The sequence below is a fragment of the Anabaena sp. CCY 9613 genome (assembly GCF_963920895.1).
In the GTDB taxonomy this organism is placed as follows: domain Bacteria; phylum Cyanobacteriota; class Cyanobacteriia; order Cyanobacteriales; family Nostocaceae; genus Cyanocohniella.
In genome coordinates this window covers 271650-290418 of sequence record NZ_CAWUDE010000002.1, presented here as the reverse complement: position 1 = coordinate 290418, position 18769 = coordinate 271650, and the positions used below count along the sequence as shown (strand labels likewise).

The following is an 18769-nucleotide window of genomic DNA, read 5'->3' as shown; positions in this document are numbered from 1 at the left end:
TAGGGGCTACTTGAGGACTTTATGTAAAGCTAGTAGCAATTCGTTGATAGTGTAGGGCTTTGGTAGAAATGTCTGCGTACCAGTGTTCATCACTTCCCCTAACCTACTTTTGGACATCAGACCGCTGGTGGCAATGATTTTCACCTGGGGGTTGATTTTTTGCAAGGTGCGGATAGCAATTATTCCATCTAATGAAGGCAACATGATATCCATCAGTACAGCACTAATTTTGTCTGCATATTTAGCATATAGGGCGATCGCCTCGATGCCATCACCAGCAATCATGGTTTGGTATTGGTGCGTTTCCAGCGATATGCGGGTAATATCCTGAATCGAAGCCTCATCATCGACAATCAAAATTAATTCCCCATGTCCTATGGATGTTGTTAAATCTTCGGGAATGGGTGTTTCGGTTTCCCCGACTGCTGGCAAATACACCTTAAAACTGGTACCACGTCCCATTTCACTATAAACATTTACGAAACCACCGTGGCTTTTGGTGATGCCAATGACGGTAGAAAGACCTAAACCGGTGCCTTGTCCTACGGGTTTGGTAGTAAAAAATGGTTCAAAAATTCTATCTAAGACTTCCTCGGAAATACCAGTTCCAGTATCCGAAACCGTAATTACTATATATAGTCCTTCTTGGGCTTCCAGATTCATTTGAACGTAATTTTCGTCTAGCCATACATTTTCCGCAGAGATGCTTAAAGTGCCACCATTGGGCATAGCATCGCGGGCATTGACGCATAAGTTCATTAGTACCTGATGCAATTGGGTACTATCTCCAGACACCATCCATAAGTCGTGGGGGATATCAGTAGAAATTTCGATGGATTTGGGGAAGGTTTCTTTGAGAATTTTTGATACTTCCACAATCAGGTGTCTCACTTGCAAAGTGATGCGCTTACCTTCTACACCCCTAGCAAACGACAACACTTGCTTGACTAAATCGGCTCCTCGTCTAGCGTTAATTTCCAGAATTTCCAACAGTCGCTGAGTCCGCTCATCAGCATCGGGGAACTTTAACGGTAGTAGTTGCGCTCCGGCGAGAATTGGCGTCAAAATATTGTTGAGGTCGTGAGCAATACCACTAGCTAAAGTGCCAATGCTTTCTAAGCGTTGAGCGCGAAATAATTGAGATTCTAAATGCTTCTTCTCAGTAATATCCGTATCAACGATGAGAATTGATTTCGGTTGTCCCTGGGGATCGCGTACCAAACTCCAACGACTGGCTACTAAAACTTCTTTCCCTGCTTTAGTGACTTTAGTAAGTTCGCCTTGCCATTTACCTTTGGTAATCACATTTAACAAAGCCACTTGAACTTCTTGAGAGGTTTCATTATAAAGAAACTCATTGACATTTCTACCCAGAGTTTCTTCAGCCTGCCAGCCATAAAGATTTTCTGCGCCTTGATTCCAAAAGAGAATCAGGTTTTCTAAATCGCGCACACAAATGGCATCAGTGGTGATATCTAATAATGCTGCTTGTTCACGAATTTTGGCTTCGGCCAGCTTGCGTTCTTGAAGTGCAGCTTGCTGTTCGCTAATATCGATACTTGCACAAGTGATGCCGATGATTTCCTGGGACTCATTCCGTAATGGCTCAACAGTCAAATCGTAATAACGGGTTCCTTGGGGAGTAGTGATAGATACTTCCTCCCTAGTACCGATGCCGTTACTCAGCACACTATGTTTAATAGCCGTTAGACGTTGGGCATCTTTAACTGGGATCAGATCGAAGTCATCTTTACCCAACATTTCTTCAACTGTCCACCCAGGAATGGGGTTATAAACCCAGGTATAATTTAAATTTCTGTCTTGGTTAAAAACAAATATAGGAGAATTTTTCAGGGCAACCCGAAATCTTTCTTCACTCTGGCGCAGGGCATTTTCTGAACTTTGACGTTCAATGGCGTAGCGCATGGAGCGTACTAGTAAGTCGCCATTCACTTGACCTTTGACTAAATAATCTTGAGCGCCTTCTTGCATTGCCCGCAGTGCTAGGGTTTCATCATTGATCCCCGTTAGCACAATAATCGGAGTTGCTTTCGCCTTCCGAGTTGCTCTGACAAAGGTTTCTAGTCCCTGGCTATCGGGTAACGATAGGTCTAACAACATCACATCAAAGCTATCTTGAGCTAAATACTCAAGGGCTTCTGAGAGTCGCTCCACTGGCTGCAACTCGACTTGGACTGTAGTTACTTCTTGTAATATCTCTTGTAATAAAAAGACATCACCAGGATTATCTTCAACTAATAAGACTTTAATAAATGCACCTGCCATTTTGATTACTCCGGTGGCAGTTTTACGATGGCAAACCAAAAATTTTCGATGGATTTTACAATTTTAACGAATTGGTCAAAATCAACTGGCTTTGTAATAAAGCAATTAGCCGAGAGGTTATAAGCTTTGAGAATATCTTCTTCTGATTGAGATGTGGTCAACACAACTACAGGAATGCGCTTGAGATTTTGATCAGCTTTAATTTCCGCCAATACCTCCCGCCCGTCTTTTCGGGGTAAGTTTAAATCAAGCAGCACAATATCTGGATGGGGAACCTTAATATATTTGTCTTCCTTGCGTAAAAATGCCATGGCCTCTACGCCATCCTCAACCACATTTAGGTTAATTGAGATTTTGCTATCTTCCAAGGCGATGCGTGTCAATTGGGCATCGCCGGGATTATCTTCTACTAACAAAACCTCAATGGGCATAATTGCTGCTGTCATCTTTACGATAGTTTACCGAATTTGGTATTAGGTATTGAGTAATGGGATCAATTGGAACTTTTTGATCCCCATTACACTTTATCCCCAGAGAGGTCCCCGATTTTGCCGAATCCTCCTCCCTAATTCAATATCAAGCACTTTTAACTTGTGTTTCGGGAATTGTGAAGTAGAAAGTCGAGCCTTGACTCGGTTCCGACTCAACCCAGATTCGTCCGCCGTGGCGTTCTATAATCTTCCTACATATTGCCAACCCAATTCCAGTACCTGGGTACTTACTTCTACCGTGCAACCGTTGAAAAATGACAAAAATGCGTTCAGCGTATTGGGATTCTATGCCGATACCGTTATCACATACAGAGAACAGCCATTCGTTGGCGGGAACTGGGAGGTGTTCATCTGTTTGTGCTGTTTCATCTGAACCTCTAACTGCGGCCAGATGAATTTTTAGTGGTAATTTCCCCCGAAATTTAATGGCATTACCAATTAAGTTTTGTAACACTTGGGTAAGTTGGGTAGGATCAGCCATAACTATGGGTAGGGGGTCATGGGTGATTATGGCACCACATTCTTCAATAGCAATTTTGAGATTAGCGATCGCTCGGTCAAAAACTTCCTGAACATCAACTTCCACAAAGGGCTGTCCCCGACTGGTGACACGGGAATAGTTCAACAAATCATTAATCAAACTCTGCATCCGGCGAGCCCCATCTACAGCATAAGTAATGAACTGTTCGGCATTGGCATCGAGTTGATTGTGATATTTGCGTTCTAGTAGTTGTAAATAACTAGTCACCATTCGTAGTGGTTCTTGTAAATCATGGGAAGCTACATAAGCAAACTGTTCTAGTTCGGCATTAGAACGAGCTAGTTCTTGGGCTTGGTGGATTTCTTTTTCTAATAGCTGTGATTGAGATAAGGCAATACCAATTTGGTCGGCTAACTGTTGTAGTAACTCCAATTCAAAGTTGTTCCACTGTCTAGGGGTGGCGCACTGATGAGCAATTAGTAAACCCCAAATGCCGTCTCGGACACGAATCGGGACTACAAGGTTAGCTTTGACACCAAAATTTTGCAAAAATTGGCGATGGCAGTCTCGGATATTTGCTTTGTCAATGTCTACAATGGCACTGACTCGGCCTTGTCGATATTTTTCTACGTAATCTTGCTGGAAGCAGGGGTCAAGAATATAGTGTCCCAGCACCACAGGCCAACCAGGTAGCACCGCTTCTTGGACTACTGTTCCTGAACCATCAGCCGCTAGTTGAAAAATTAATACTCGGTCAGCTTGCAGGAGATTTTGGACTTCATTGACAGTAGTTTGGAGAATTTCTGCTAGTTGGAGACTTTCACGAATTTTCAGGGTAATTTCTGCAAATAATTGCGATCGCCTATTTTGGCGTTTTAATTCTTCTTCTGCCCGCTTACGTTCGGTAATATCAGTATGGGAACCCACCATCCGCACCACATTACCCGTTTCATCCCAGAGTGCTTGTCCCCGATCTAAAATCCATTTATAACTGCCGTTTTTGCATAAGACACGATGCTCGGTCACATAAAACGGTGTTTTTTTGGCAAAGTGATCCTGAATAGATTGCAGTACCCAATTTAAATCATCGGGATAGACATGTTTTTTCCATTCATCCCAATTATGGGGAATTTCATGGTCTGCATATCCCAGCATTTCCTTCCAGCGAGTGGAAAAGAACACTTCATTAGTTGTGACATTCCAGTCCCAAATCCCGTCATTGTTACCATGTAAAGCTAAGTGCCAACGTTCTTCGCTAGCCCGTAATGCTGCTGCTGTATACTGCCGTTCGGTAATATCTTGGAAATACACCGATATACCATCTCGTGCTGGGTATGCGTGAACATTAAACCAACAGTTAAGCGGCGAATAGAATTCTTCCAATTCCACGCTCACTTGTGTGGCGATCGCTCGCTGATACTCATGGTAAAATTTGGTTCCTACCAGTGCAGGTAAAGCTTCCCAGATGTTTTTACCCAATAGCTCATTTTGGGTTTTCTGCAACAACCTTTCTGCTTGACTGTTGACATAGGTAAACTGCGATTTTTCATCTAAGGCAAAAAAAGCATCAGTAATACTCTCAAGAATATTAGTAATCCGAGTTTTAGCAGCTTCCACAGTGGCCCTAGCTGCTTGCTCTTGGGTAATTAATTCCTCACTAATCCGCGATACCTCAGAAACATTACGTCTGAGTTCCAGTTGGTTAATGACTAAACGACTCAGTGCCACAAGTGCGTCTACTTGTTGTTGACTCAACTCTCGTGGTACCTTGTCAATTACACATAGGGTTCCCAACATATACCCCTTTGGTGTAATTAAGGGTACACCTGCATAAAAGCGTACATAAGGCTCACAAGTTACTACCTGATTTTTTGCCAGTCGTTCATCAGCCCAAGCATCTGGTACGATCACAACATCCTGGCGCTCTTGGCAGAGGTAAGATAACCCAACATTCCGGGGCATTTCCCGGACATCTAAACCTAGTTTGGCTTTAAACCATTGCCGATTTTCATCAATAAAATTGACTAAGGCTATGGGTGTACCACAAATAAAAGCAGCTAACTGGGCGAGATTTTCATAGACTTCTTCCGGTTCCGTATCCAAAATCTGATACTCACGGAGAGCTTGTAGTCTCGCCGCTTCTTGATTATTCGATGCCGTGTTCATTAAGTTTTATTAAAAGAGCAAAAAATTAAAAGTTTATACCAATTAAAAAAAATGTTGGTGACAATATGTGCGCTATTAGGCATCCACCCCACATGCCTACAGTTTACACAACAAGTAACCAAAACTGGGAGCAATCCAATTTGGTGAGATGGCAAGGCTAGGGAATTAGGAAAACGTCAGTTCGGGTTAAGAACTAAATATTATATCCAGTAGAAAAATTGTCATTGCGATCACAGGGTAATAAAAATGCGTGTATTTATTATTTAGTAGAGATTTTAGGCATGAGACTTATCTTGATAAGAGGGCGATCGCCTGTTGAATCCAAACTCAGAATTTGCGATTTGCGGATAAGTCTATTGTGGAGGTCTGACACAAGTTGCTCCTCCAGGAGAAGATGGATCTGGATAAATTGCTAGAGTATGATAATCAGGCGCTGTATCTTCATAAAGTATTCTGAAAGTATATAAACTAGACGTCCCTTGATCTTCGGTAATTACGGTTAACAGAGTATTATCAGTCTTAGGTAATCCCCGAATGTTGAGCCGGGGAATACGCCGTAGGTGAATAACATTCGCGGCAGAATTTTTACAATCGCCTGAATTAAAATTACGTTCTGCACCAAACTGCATACACATGGGCCCATCAAAATCCATCGTTACTTGTGATGGGTCATTTAACCAAACTTTTTTAATAGTTTTACCAGTGGGAAGAAAGCTTAAATTGGTACCTTGCTGATAAGAAACTGCGATAGTTGGTACTACTCCCCCTAACCCTTGTGCTTGGCAAGAAAACATGGAACGCAGAACAGCGTTGTTAGCTACAGCACGACCTGTCAACAATAACATTGCTGTAGAAAAAATTAGGGAGGCTAAGTGAATAGGTTTCATGACTGTAAATAGGATAGCAGGGGAGTAGGTAAAGTTGATTTTCCTAATGACCAATGATCAATGACTCAATTACAAATTAGAACTGCATCATGCGGTTAACATATATTTCTACTTCTTTGCCAGCTGGTATATACCAAACATTAGTTTGTTGCATCATTTGGGAAATTGCTTGTTGATTACGTTGGGAAATTTGGGGAACTACAGAGTTTAAACCACCTTCCACAATTCCCGCTGCTAGATTCCGTTGGGGATTAGAGCTGGTAACTTGAGTACTACCACCATTGTTGATGACAACTTGGGAATCAGTCCGGTTAAATAATTCTGCGGCTTTACCAATACCCCCCAAAACGAATAGTCCCGCATCCATCCCGGCTATAGATGAACCTTTATCGGGAAACTTATCGGCTACTAAAGGTCTACCTTGGGGCGCGCGGACAATTAGGGCATTGCTGGGTAAGCTTCTTTCTGTGAGTTCGCCGTTTTCTTGGGATATCACTTTGACCACATTTAGCCGCAGCAAACCTTGTTCAGAAATAGAATTAATTTCCGCTAGTAATTCGGTATTGGTAGGTAAAACAACTTCGCCATCCGCATTTTTTAGTGGTTCTTTCAACTGCAAAACAAATATATTGGCGCTTTCATCGGCTTCATTATTTCTAGCTCTAGTAGTTTCACCAAATACAGCTGTTGCTAACACAGCTTTGGCACTAGTACCAGCTTTAACGGATTTCGAGTTGGCTGATTGTGCTTGGCTGATTAAAGACTCTTGCTGTGGAGGTGGCTCTGGGTTGTAGTTATTTGGTTGTGTTTCTGCATTATGAGAATTATTAGGAGGAATGTTTTCTGGGGTATTTCTAGCGGCTTGAACACTTGATTGGCCCGTAACAGCAACTTGACCATAACTACCTAATTTGGCTAACCTTGTCCATTCCTCAAGGGGGTCTGGTGGAGATGGTGGAGTTGCTGGTGGAGTCGGTACGGGAGCAGGTAATGGAGCAGGTGCAGGAGTTGGAGCCACTGCAATTGGGGGTAAGGTCGGTGGAACTGAGTAAGGTCTTTCCACGACGCGCTCAACTACCCGTGGTGCTGCGGCGGTTTGTACAGGTATGGGTATTCTGGTAACGGTAGGCGATGGTGTGTTAACCCGTGCAGTTTCTACCCTTGTAGCAGGTCTATTTCTGAGATTTTGTTGGGCTGCGGTGATTGCTTGTGATTGTTCTGCAAGAGCTAATTTGGTTTTGAGAGTTTCTATTTCTTGTTCTAAGTTTTGCTGGCGGGGTTCACTAATTGGTGGTGATGGGGCTGTAGAAGACGCGAGATTATTACTACTGGGTCTTTGATTGCTGGAGTTCATCATCTGTGATAAGAACAAACCAGCTACTAAAACTACACTCAAGGTCGCACCAGCCACCAACAATAATTTCGCAAAGGGGTTGGATGAAAGAGGTTGTTGAGTGGCAATTTCTTGGGGCTGAGGCTCTGGTGGCTGCTCGCTGACTGCTTCTTCTACTTCGTTAACTTTGACCTTTGGGGCTTCTTCTTGAAAGCCAACCAATCTAGCCATCCTCGATTCCCAATCTAAAGAGTCTACTTCCGGTTGATAGGTATCAGCGATTGGTTGAATGAAATTTTGTGCGGTAAGTTCTGACTGAATTGAATAAGAAGTCATAATGTATTGCTTGGTTGTAAAATTTACTGAATTTTAATTTCCGGAGCAGTTACTTTCTTTTATGTCACATATTTGATAAATTTCTAGTCTAGCTTCACCTAGACGATAAGCTGCTAAATGCCACGGTAGTGGATTTGCCGGTAGTGAAGCTGCTGGTTGATCGATGGCTCGTACTAAAATTTGTTTATTGAATGGGGTTGATGTTCCCAGATTATTAGAACCACTAAAGGTTAATTGATTAGCCAGCATTTCTACTTTCCAACTACCATCATCTAAGGTAACTGGTTGAGAAATTCTTTCGATTACTAAGACATATTCTGTTCCTTGATTGATATTTGCAAATTGTGCGGATGAATTTAAATTAGTAATTTCTGCCTGAAACTTTGGTTTTAAATTATTAGCTAAAAGTTGTGAACTAATTTCCCATACTGTCATGGGCGGCTGTTGACGTGACCAAGTAAGCATCAGGGTCATGGTTTCACCCACAAAGCGGCGAATTGTTTCTGGATGTCGCTCATAACTTGGATTGGGATCGACGGTAATTGCCCGGCCATCTGTGAGTTGTACTAGACTTCTGGGTGTTAATTGCTGTTTTAAATCCTGCAACAGAGAACCGTTGAACAAGAGTAAGAGTAAAGTAAATAGATGCAAACCGAATGTGACTACGGCTAAAAGTGGCAGGATGCTACTTTTTTTATTTTCTGGTTTGATTAGTTGCATGAATATTCAAAATTGATCATGTTTAAAGTTCTTGTTTTATCTTGTAAAGTTATTATTGTTAGAGCCATTTACACAGGGATTGAATTTATCATCATTCAGACCACTATAGTCATCTACTAAACACAAGTTTCTCATTTCATAAATTTCTAATTTATTGGCACGATTACTATAAATTGCTTTTTGAATATCTGTACGAGTATCCGATAGGGGATAGGGAAAATAATCTACTGCTCTGACTAAAAAATCTTTATTAAAAGGTGTAATACTTTTACGATCATCATCTCTTTTTTTCTGCACCAGGTCGGCTACCATACCAACTCGCCACTGACCAGGAGCAATTTGTTCGGGAGGATAAATGCGTTGAATTACTAACTCTGCTGACATAGCTTGGTTAGGATTATTGGAAAATACTTCCGGCGGTGTCATTTCGGCGATCGCACTTAAAAAACCTTTACGAAAATCTTCGGAGATGGCAAAACCGGCTACCCAACTACTGGTAGTTACTTTTTGGCTACCACCTTGTGGTGTTCTGACTGTAATTCCTGGGTCTGGTTGGGGTTTTGCGGCTTCTTCAATGGTTTGCACTGGGAGAGTTCCCGACCAGTTAAACATAGTTGTCATGGTTTGACTGACAAATTGGCGAATAACTTCGGAGTCTCTAGCTAAATCATCAGTAGCAACTAGCGGTTGTCCGTCGATCATCTGGACAAAGTTGGGTGGCTTTCTCAGGCTGAGTTGACGAATATTCAATCCTTGCAAGATGAATAAAAATAATACCAAGACGTGCAAACTGAAGGTAGCGATCGCAAAGCTCGTTAAAATACTACTACCTGTTTGTTTTCTTTTGTTAAGTAAATTCACCATTGTCTTATTTTCACCCTGTCTACCCAAAGTTAAATTCTGTCTTTTACCAAAGCCGCTGTATTACTAATAGCACTAAAAACCGCAAATCCCCCAGCACCAGCTACCACTAAAGATAACAATGGGGCTAAAATTCCTAGAAAGATTATGAACCACATTAAGTCAGGATTAGCATTAGGATTTTCTGCTGGCCCATTAATAATTACCGCAGCCGTCACCGCAGCAATGATATTAAATGATATTTTGGCAATTCCCGCCGAGAAAAACCCTGTCATCCAGGCAAAAATCGGCTTTCCTGCCCCAGGTAGCAAAGACGCGCCTACAGCTAATGGCCCTAAAGCTGCTATCAGCAACATTGTCGCTTCAATTAAATTTTGAAAGGCATATTGCAACGAAATCAAAAAGCTTTTGATGCTGGTTTGGGCTGTATTACCCAATAATGAATTAAAGGTAGTATCCGAGATATTTCCTGTACCAAACTTCAGCGAAATTACCTGATTTTCTAGTCTTTGAATCCAAATTCTATTACCATATAAATTTCTATATTCTCGCCACAAATTATCAATTTGGTCGCTGGCTTTAGCAAAACATTGGGTTTGTTGTTCTCCAGTCAAAGACTGACAAGGACGTAGTAAAGAACCAGCTACTTCTTCCGCCAAACTCATATTTAATGCTTGCTGATAAGTTTGTTCCGCATCGGCTGTGGTGACTACTTGCTGATTGACTGTGTTGATAAAGTTTCGTACACCCAATGTCAATGTCGAAAGTATACTGCCATTTCCGGCATTACTTAATAGTACAACGACAATAAAAGGCCAAATCAAACCGGATATGGGGCGAGAATATTCACTGTAGATGACATCTTTGAGCCACTGCACCATGAAAAATAATAAAGTGCCCACAGCGAAAAACACACCCAGATTTGTTAGCGCTCCATATAAGTTGTTGCTAGTATTATTTTGTAATAAATCTAGCCATTGATTATCCCAACCTTCTGCCATACTTCTGGCAGTTGCTGCACCACTGTCTAGGGTTTCATTAATGCCAATTTCAGGAAATATTTGTAAAAGATGCAGATGCATTTTGGTTCACGGGTTTTTAGGGAAGGTAATTAAATGCAGGGATAGTTTGCTTGATGTTGTAGTCAGGTCTTTTTTAACGAACCGCAAAAGACGCTATTAAGTATTTAAGATTGTTTTACTAATTTTCTTCTCTACCCCACAAATCTACTTGGGAAGTTGTGCGAAGTAGTCTAGCCGCCTCAGTTGATCCATCTACTCTGCGAGAGCGATTCATTTCTTCCATTTGCTGGGAAATATTGGCTAAATTTAAGTTGGAGTATTGCAGAGATTGCTGGGTTTGAATTGATTGCGCTAGGGTTTCACTAATAATTTTTGTTTGTTCTTGTTGGAGTTTAATGGCTTGTAATTGCAAATTACCTTTCTGGCTTTCTAGGGAAGCTAATGGATTTTGCTCGGCTAACTTAGCAGCAGCATCAACAAGTCTTTGAAAAATATTATCTGAATCCTGAGAAAGTTGTTCAATGTTATCTAGAATAGCCTCAGTATTTTGCAACTTGGATTTTAATCGTACTTGTCCATCTCTACCCATAATACTTTCTATGGAACTACGGGTAATTAAACGATTAATTTCATTGCTTAATGCATTGGCTCGCACAACTGGATTATTCTCAAACTTATCTGTTGTGGGATTAAACAATAAATCCTGGCGCGCTTTGTTACCAGCCTCTATGGGGTTAGGTATATTCAATTCTCCTGAGGAATTATTTAAAGCATTTTGACTTCTTGTTTCCAGAGGTCTTACGGTTTCGCTGAGATTATTTCTGAGATAATTTTGCATATCTACAGAGTAAGATTGAAAGTCAGTCCAAACATTGCCTAATTGTGCCATTGCTGGTAGGACTAACAACCCTGAAAAAGCCAGTGTAAAAAAGGTAGTTTTTCGCATATATCCCTGAAATAACATGAAAAAAGTGTGTAGCTATTCTCGGTCAATATTGAATGTTTACTAGTTTTTATCTCAATTAACTACCACGCAACGAAGCTACTAATTGCCGGGCAAATACAGAAATTGCTTCATATTTATCGTTGTAACGTAGCATTGTTTGTTGGCGTGCAGTTTGTTCATTGGGGTTGTTAGCAACTACTGCCAATTGTTCATATCCTGGATAGTAACGACAGAAGGTATAAATGCCGTTATCATCTAACAACCATTGGCTATAAATGCCTTCTTTACGAGGGAAAAAGCTTTCTGTGGCATTGCGAGAAATAATATCGCGGGGATATTTTAAGATGCTGACAAAACTATCTACTGCTACTGGCTGGATACGACCAATTAAACGTGTGGTTAAGTTTTGCAGAATTTTGGATGCGGCTTTGGATTTGGCAATGGTATCAGGGTCTTGTGCTGATAAAATTACCCGAATCCCTGCTTTAGCACCGTTGGCGCAAATTCTGCCGACTAAATCAGAAATTTGGTCAAATTCAAATAAAATTGGGGCTTCGTCAATAAAGAAGATGGAAGCTGGACTGCTTAATGCACGTCGCAACGCCGCAGAATAAGCACTTAAAGATAATACGGCTGCATCTTCGTTATCTGATAAGTTTCGCAGGGCAAAAACTAAAAGTTGGGCATCTGTGGGAAAGCTAGATGGTGCAGAAATGGATTGTCCTACGCGGCTAGAAAGCCAAAACCGCAGGCGCAGTTGAATTTGACTGAGGGCATCATCAACTCTGCCACTGAGAGATTCTAATTGCAGATGTTCTGGTGAACAAAAATACAGAAAGTCTTTTAAGGTAGGGGTTTTTTGCCAAGCTTCACTACCAAATCCTCCAGCTATAGCTTGTTTATATCGCTCTTGAATACCTGCATCAGCAAAGAAAGCACTTAAAGCTAAGTTGATGAGGGAACGTACTGTTTGGGCTAGCAGTTGACTTTCGGTGGATGACCCCAAAACCATTGTCATGAGAGCCGATTCTAAAAAGCCAGTATAATCGAGCAGGCGATCGCGCTGTTGTTCTAGAGAAAGCGATCGCAAATCTGGTTGTTCAAATAAGTTATTTGATTGTTTGGAAATATCAAAATAAGCGCCATTGCCCTCCATGAACTCGGTATAGTCGGTAAAGGTGGATGAGCCATCAGGTTTGGGAAAGTCCAAGGCGACTACGGGAATACCATGAGCTAAGGCTTGAGTTAAAATTCCTGACACTAATACTGATTTACCAGCACGAGTTGTCGCAAATAGTGCTAAATTTTTGTGTTGGTTAAATAAATCTAGATGTATGGGTGTTCCTCCTTCTTCAGCAATCAACTCAAAGCCGTGGCTATCTCCAGCTTTGGTGATGACTAAGGGCATTAACCCAGGAACTTCACTAGTTAAATACAATTGACGACGGTTAAAGGGTTTAACTAACAAACCTTCCCAAACTATGGGTAAAGATTGTAGCCAAATTTTCCAGGTATACTCTATTTCTCTAATTACCTGGGCTGGGCGTTGAAAGCAGTTTTCAATATATCTTGTGGCTTGGTCTAATTGTTCCACGCTGGGACGATGCACAAAAATCGCTACACTCGTATATATTGGCACCGCTCCTTCATACAATTGTTCCTGGGCTGCTACGGATTTTTTTAACTTTAATTGCGCGTTGACATCAATAGTTTTACTTTTTTCTTGAGCCATGAGTGCTGTCATGTTTGACTGTTTTAACACTCGTTGCAAAGTAGTTTTGACTAATGCTGGGTTAGCAGCTGTTAACTCACAAAAAATTTCTGTATCTACTACTGTTTCTCTAGCCAGTAGCTCCCATAAATAACGCAGCTGAGAAAATTTATTCTGCCAACCACCAGGTTTTTCTAAAAATGTCAACGCGCCAATATACTTGTTTTTCACATTAACCCAACGGCGGTCGGCACAAGGTACACCAGACTCCATCAACAAGGTTGTGCTGTGAATATTTTCTATCAGTAATTTGGTACTAGGTAAATCTGAATTTACTTGTTCGTGTAATCCATTTTCATCTAAATGAATTAATTGGGGAATTTCTATAGGTGGGGTATCATTAAATCGCTGCCAAGCGTGTGCCCATAATTCATCAGCATTTAAAGGTTTAACATCTAAACCCATTTTGTTAGATAACAACTGTTCCCATCGGGAAAAACCTTGTTGGTAAGCTTTGATGATTAATGTTTCAATGCGCTGATTCTGCACATCTGCCAGTTCACCTTTGAATTTTAACCACCATACTTCAGCTTTGGATAAAAGTTTTTCAATCCAGTCGTCTGCTTGGGTTGTATTTGGTTCTATGGTATAAGTAACATAAATTTTGAGAAATTTTGGCTTGCGAATCCCCGAATTAGTCAGTTCTTGAATTCTGGCTCTTTCGGCTGTCAGTAAATATTTGATATCCCGTGATGGTGTGTGCTTTACCAAGTCGCCTAGTTCGTGTTGGCGTTGTTTATCTGAACTAAAAGACCCCATATGTAAGGTCATTTTTTCACCTTCAGGAATATCTTTTAACCCTGATTCGATGTTATTAAAAATCGTGTCTATTTGTTCACTTCTTAAGGTGGTATGGATACCTCGGCATTCAAAACCAAAGACAAAGCAAAACTTATCTTTTTGAGTTCCTTTATTTAAAATGTAAGCGCCGATATCGCGTCCGTTCAGCGAAATGCGGAGCATTGTCGCCAAATGTAACGCATCTTCAAATGGAGTCAATCTACTTTCTTGACCTGCGAGAACGACGCTTTGTTTTCCGATTTTTTGCTTCATGATTAACTTCTAGCAAGCTTTGATAACGAGCAAAGCCTCTTGTCCAAGTGGGAACTCCAACAAATTTGCTTAAAAACCGCCAACTCCTACCACCAGTTAATATCCACCAAGTTGCTATCCCCCAGCCGGCAATCAATACTGTCCACAACCATCTTTGGAAATCGTCGGCAAAAATTCCTCCGAAAACTCCATTGACAATAAAATAAGCAGCTAACACAATTACCAGCCAAGGGAAAATTTGATCAGCTGGAATTGGCCCTAATGATGGTTGTGATCCTAGGATTTGATTGACTGGACGAAATTCTGGTTCTCGTTCTTGAGACATAAGACATTTCTTAACTTTACTTCATCTGACTCATAAGAGATGAATTAGTTACTGCTATCCCCAATTACAAAGCCTGTCAGCACATCAGCGACAGTTACAGCAACCACTACTAATAAGGGAACTCTAGCGATACTTTGCCAATCTTCATCTTTACGGACGGCATTAATGACACCAATGAGAGAAACAGCTATATAGAGTAGATAAATTGCTCGCAACACGTTGAATATTAAACTGACTGCTGCTTGGGTATTAGTATTGCTGCCTGTACCTTCTGTTAAAGTAGTTCTAAAAAAATTTTCGGCTCTACCAAAAAATTGTGCGTTTGCCGTCCCTGCAAAATAGTCTAACCAAAATAAACTGAGGATGATGGCTGCTGCAAATATTTGTAATAGTATCAGCCATCGCTGCGGTAAACTAACGAGCTGACCAACTTGCTGGAAGATTATTGTTATTAAACTACCAACCAGCAAACAAAATACCAGCATGGGGCTTTTCAGGCTAACAACGCTTAAAAATACAGCGCAAGCAATCAAAAAAGGCAGCGATTCTACCACCCGCAGTCGCCATAATGACCATATTTTTCTTGACTTGCCAGATGTTATCGTTGCACTATCATTTAAATTTTGGTCGAATTTTCTCACACTGTGATTTCTAAACATTTACTCATTTCCCTGTTATCTATAACAACTATTAGTGATATTCATCCTTAAAAGTTTTACCATTTAACGCCCGCTAAGATTTCATCTTTAGAAATCAGTGTGAGTAAATGAAACACATAAAACATCATATATGTTCATTTAGGAACATGTTATTAAGGATGTATTAATCAATTCTTAACATTAAGTTAAGTACTTTATTTAAAATACATAGCCATTCCCTCATGTGTGAGGTATTACAAGTAAGAATTAACTGCCCAGAAAAGAAGATGGATGCAGATAAATTTGTAATTCGGCAGCCGAAGATACTCTCTATTATAGTCATTATAAATGTTAGTTTTTTTACCTATTGATTACCTGATTTATGAGTGAGGTGAGTAGTGATAATGAAAAAATTTTTTTCCTCTAAACCTAAATTGTGATCAAAATGAGATTTGATATGAGATGCCTAAAATCTTTCATGTTATTTACTTGACATGTTAGGCAGCAAGTAGTCCAGAGATGGGTGGATTTTTGGGAAGTTGGCTTACAGAACAACTGATGCCAGCTAAAAGTAATTTTCACAACTTCAAGATGATAAGATGATGACTGAAAAACCTACTTGTGGAAAACACTAGATAGGCACGGAGAATGGCGTAACTGTTTACACTGCATTGAGCTAATGATTTGGCGATCGCTTAGTTCATTTCGTGTAGGCTTCCAGTCTTAAATATTAACAGTGTTCGGATATCCTTTATGTATTTTTTACTTGATTGTCAACAGAAATCTGAGATTAGTTGAGTAATATCTGGTGTTTTTCAGTTCAATTCGGGGATTGTAGCTAGTGAGATGTTGTTGATTGAGTGTTTGTTCGGTGAAATTCATCATAACTCTACAATCAAGGTCAAACTTTACGTAGTACTATCATTTGTTACCCGTTTATTATCCCTTATTTGCGACCAACAGGATTAGGTTACTGGATAGGTAGCAAAATGTCCAGTGTAGAAACACACAAGAATGAATGACAATAGTAAAGATACAGAAAAATAGAGTTTAACTGCAACAATTTGGTACTAGTAGAAGAGAGCAAGGAGAGCCGGGGAAGAAAGGGTGACTGGGCTACGTGTACACACCTAACTTTTTACGGTATCTGGAAAACCTCTCTCTAAATCTTTCTCCTGCGATGAGCTACGGTGTACACACATCTTTGTGCTGCGTACAAAATGTGGCTTGATCCCCCTAAATCCACGCCACTTGCTACAAGTCGGGGAACCCGCCCATCGCGCTGTCTCTATGTTTGAATAACAAAGATATAGTCAGGTATACGTGACTTCTAGTTATACGAGATTCACAGGACTTACGCACTCGCTACGAAAATCAAGGCTTTGAGATTGCTAGAGCCTCCGGTACGCTACGCGGTAAGCGCAGCCATCCATCGTTAGTTAGGGCTTTACCCTACGGTTGCAATGACGAACATACGTGTTTGGTTGCATAAGTCCTGTTGTCCTATTCCTAGTTTCCTAGCTCCATAAATAGATTTAATTTTCGCCAACTATTTATTTCCCATAAGCCAAGAATACAGACATAATTTTCTGATTTATATCTGTTTGATAAGTGATATAAATTACTCTGGGCGCAACCACAAATCAAGTGTGGCATTTTCAGAATAAATTACTGAAAAAACAGGCAGTAAAAACTCTGTATTGTTGATGTAATATTTCATTTGTTAGAAAAGACATAAATATAGGAATTAAGTCTAAAGTCTATTTGAGAGATACTTGATTTTTTTTAGTTATGCATAAACAATAAAGATAACCTCTAACAAGTTGTAGTCCATCTTGTTAAGAACCTAACCTTATCCAATTTAAAAGTCCGCTGGTGCGGACTTTTTTTTTGTCTACTCAAATTTGGTTTTTCATATAATAATTGATGTCTAAATATTTCATCCCATAGGCTTGATTATTTAAATTAATCACCAAAAAAAAGATGTTATGTGACATTATTGTTGACCTTTTGAGTGACAATTAGCTCTGATATAACAATGTTTTTCCACATTTGTTTTGAGGATTAAGGAGAAAATTCTGCACGCAACTGATTAACAACGCGATCTAGTCCCACCGAATGGGCGGCTTTGAATAATAAGCGATCGCCTGCTTGGACAAATGTAGTTAATCTGGCTAGTAAATCGGCATGAGTAGCAAAACACTCACAGGGTATACCTGTGGCACTTTTAGCCATCGCTTCGGCATCTTGTCCATCCACCAATACCAGCAAACCATCTAATTGCAACTGTTGTACTGTTTCACCGACTTTTTCATGCAATTGTTGCGATCGCTCGCCTAATTCTTTCATGGCACCCAACACCGCAATCTTACGTTTTCCGGGTGTATCTGCCAATAAATGCAACGCTGCTAACATCGCTTCTGGTGCAGCATTATAAGTCTCATCTAAAATTAAGACATCATTGGGCAAACTAAATTGTTGCGATCGCCCCGTGGGCATATTCACTACAACACCCTGTTTTAAATGTGACCAATCAATGCCCAAAACCTTCGCCACTGCTAAAGCCGCTAAAAAATTTGTGGCATTATGACGGCCAGCCAAAGGTAAAGGCAATTCCATTCCGGAAACGTTGATTGTCTGATGATCAATTAATGATCCTTGGATGTCACCACCAGTTAAACCATAAGTTAAAACTTCCCCTGACCAAACTTTCGCCGCCGTAGCCATCAGTAAGGGATTGTCATGATTGAGAATGGCTACACTATCTGGGGGCATTTGGGCCAATAACTCACATTTAGCCTCTGCGATCGCCTCTTCCGAACCCAGCAACTCAATATGCGCTGTGCCTACATTGGTAATTACCCCCACAGTCGGACGTGCTATGTGCGTTAATTCAGCAATTTGACCCCGGCCGCGCATTGCCATTTCAATTACAGCATAGTTATGATCTATACCGAGTTCTAATAAGGTTTTAGGTACACCAATTTCGTTATTAAAATTTCCATAGGTTTTGTGAACCTTACCTTGGGTTGCCAAAACGGCTGCAATCAGTTCCTTCGTTGTGGTTTTGCCCACAGAACCCGTCACCCCAATCACCGGAATATCAAAGCGATCGCGCCACCATCTGCCAATTTTTTGATATGCCTCTAAAGTATTACCAACCCGCAATACAGGCAATTCGGTATTTTCATAAGAAAAATCGACAATAGCAGCTAAAGCACCCTTAGCGATCGCCGTAGCCACAAACTCATGTCCATCAAAATTTTCGCCTCGTAACGCCAAAAACACTCCACCTGGTTGCAAAATCCGAGTATCTGTTTGGATAGTGCTACCTACTTGGGCTAAAGCAGTCTCAGATAAATTCACAGGTTGAGCCGAAAGAACTTCTAACAGTTGGGAAAGGGTAGCAGACAAAGGCATAAATATCAGGTATAAATTTAGTTGCAGTTGGGA

13 protein-coding genes are annotated in these 18769 nt (G+C 40.7%); all 13 read right to left on the bottom strand.

The genetic code is table 11. The annotated features are described in order from the left end of the window. Window positions 1-6 precede the first annotated feature (6 nt). Window positions 7-2286: a response regulator gene (locus ACM0OT_RS03080; protein ID WP_414562621.1), complete on the bottom strand. Its 2280-nt coding sequence runs from the start codon at window positions 2284-2286 to the stop codon at window positions 7-9. 5 nt (window positions 2287-2291) lie between these two features. Further along, window positions 2292-2732, bottom strand: a complete 441-nt coding sequence (locus tag ACM0OT_RS03075; protein ID WP_414562619.1) for a response regulator — start codon at window positions 2730-2732, stop codon at window positions 2292-2294. A gap of 130 nt (window positions 2733-2862) precedes the next feature. Further along, window positions 2863-5424, bottom strand: a complete 2562-nt coding sequence (locus tag ACM0OT_RS03070; protein WP_414562617.1) for a GAF domain-containing protein — start codon at window positions 5422-5424, stop codon at window positions 2863-2865. 353 nt (window positions 5425-5777) lie between these two features. Next, entirely contained in the window at window positions 5778-6311 is a 534-nt protein-coding gene (locus ACM0OT_RS03065) for a hypothetical protein (RefSeq protein WP_414562615.1), read from the bottom strand. Between the two features lie 76 nt (window positions 6312-6387). Next, window positions 6388-7980, bottom strand: a complete 1593-nt coding sequence (locus ACM0OT_RS03060) for a TrbI/VirB10 family protein (protein ID WP_414562613.1) — start codon at window positions 7978-7980, stop codon at window positions 6388-6390. A 33-nt stretch (window positions 7981-8013) separates the two neighbouring features. Continuing rightward, window positions 8014-8700, bottom strand: coding sequence for a hypothetical protein (locus ACM0OT_RS03055; RefSeq protein ID WP_414562612.1), 687 nt, complete (start codon window positions 8698-8700; stop codon window positions 8014-8016). A 36-nt stretch (window positions 8701-8736) separates the two neighbouring features. Next, window positions 8737-9564 (bottom strand): hypothetical protein, encoded by an 828-nt coding sequence (locus tag ACM0OT_RS03050; protein ID WP_414562610.1) that lies wholly within the window; start codon window positions 9562-9564, stop codon window positions 8737-8739. Window positions 9565-9593: 29 nt separating this feature from the next. Beyond that, window positions 9594-10643: a hypothetical protein gene (locus ACM0OT_RS03045; RefSeq protein WP_414562608.1), complete on the bottom strand. Its 1050-nt coding sequence runs from the start codon at window positions 10641-10643 to the stop codon at window positions 9594-9596. A 118-nt stretch (window positions 10644-10761) separates the two neighbouring features. Then, window positions 10762-11529 (bottom strand): hypothetical protein, encoded by a 768-nt coding sequence (locus ACM0OT_RS03040; protein ID WP_414562606.1) that lies wholly within the window; start codon window positions 11527-11529, stop codon window positions 10762-10764. 76 nt (window positions 11530-11605) lie between these two features. Beyond that, window positions 11606-14353 (bottom strand): hypothetical protein, encoded by a 2748-nt coding sequence (locus ACM0OT_RS03035; RefSeq protein WP_414562604.1) that lies wholly within the window; start codon window positions 14351-14353, stop codon window positions 11606-11608. Beyond that, on the bottom strand, window positions 14301-14678 hold the full coding sequence (locus tag ACM0OT_RS03030; protein WP_414562603.1) for a hypothetical protein: 378 nt from the start codon (window positions 14676-14678) through the stop codon (window positions 14301-14303). Before ACM0OT_RS03030 ends, ACM0OT_RS03035 begins: the two co-directional genes overlap by 53 nt. 44 nt (window positions 14679-14722) lie before the next feature. Beyond that, window positions 14723-15337 carry a hypothetical protein gene (locus ACM0OT_RS03025; RefSeq protein WP_414562601.1) on the bottom strand — a complete coding sequence of 205 codons (615 nt, stop codon included), beginning with the start codon at window positions 15335-15337 and terminating at the stop codon, window positions 14723-14725. A gap of 2043 nt (window positions 15338-17380) precedes the next feature. Further along, entirely contained in the window at window positions 17381-18736 is a 1356-nt protein-coding gene (locus ACM0OT_RS03020) for a UDP-N-acetylmuramoyl-tripeptide--D-alanyl-D-alanine ligase (RefSeq protein WP_414562851.1), read from the bottom strand. Window positions 18737-18769 lie beyond the last annotated feature (33 nt).

Coding starts and splice junctions, on each gene's coding strand:
- ACM0OT_RS03080 (WP_414562621.1), bottom strand. CDS start 2,286: ATGGCAGGTGCATTTATTAAAGTCTTATTAGTTGAAGATAATCCTGGT.
- ACM0OT_RS03075 (WP_414562619.1), bottom strand. CDS start 2,732: ATGACAGCAGCAATTATGCCCATTGAGGTTTTGTTAGTAGAAGATAAT.
- ACM0OT_RS03070 (WP_414562617.1), bottom strand. CDS start 5,424: ATGAACACGGCATCGAATAATCAAGAAGCGGCGAGACTACAAGCTCTC.
- ACM0OT_RS03065 (WP_414562615.1), bottom strand. CDS start 6,311: ATGAAACCTATTCACTTAGCCTCCCTAATTTTTTCTACAGCAATGTTA.
- ACM0OT_RS03060 (WP_414562613.1), bottom strand. CDS start 7,980: ATGACTTCTTATTCAATTCAGTCAGAACTTACCGCACAAAATTTCATT.
- ACM0OT_RS03055 (WP_414562612.1), bottom strand. CDS start 8,700: ATGCAACTAATCAAACCAGAAAATAAAAAAAGTAGCATCCTGCCACTT.
- ACM0OT_RS03050 (WP_414562610.1), bottom strand. CDS start 9,564: ATGGTGAATTTACTTAACAAAAGAAAACAAACAGGTAGTAGTATTTTA.
- ACM0OT_RS03045 (WP_414562608.1), bottom strand. CDS start 10,643: ATGCATCTGCATCTTTTACAAATATTTCCTGAAATTGGCATTAATGAA.
- ACM0OT_RS03040 (WP_414562606.1), bottom strand. CDS start 11,529: ATGCGAAAAACTACCTTTTTTACACTGGCTTTTTCAGGGTTGTTAGTC.
- ACM0OT_RS03035 (WP_414562604.1), bottom strand. CDS start 14,353: ATGAAGCAAAAAATCGGAAAACAAAGCGTCGTTCTCGCAGGTCAAGAA.
- ACM0OT_RS03030 (WP_414562603.1), bottom strand. CDS start 14,678: ATGTCTCAAGAACGAGAACCAGAATTTCGTCCAGTCAATCAAATCCTA.
- ACM0OT_RS03025 (WP_414562601.1), bottom strand. CDS start 15,337: ATGTTTAGAAATCACAGTGTGAGAAAATTCGACCAAAATTTAAATGAT.
- ACM0OT_RS03020 (WP_414562851.1), bottom strand. CDS start 18,736: ATGCCTTTGTCTGCTACCCTTTCCCAACTGTTAGAAGTTCTTTCGGCT.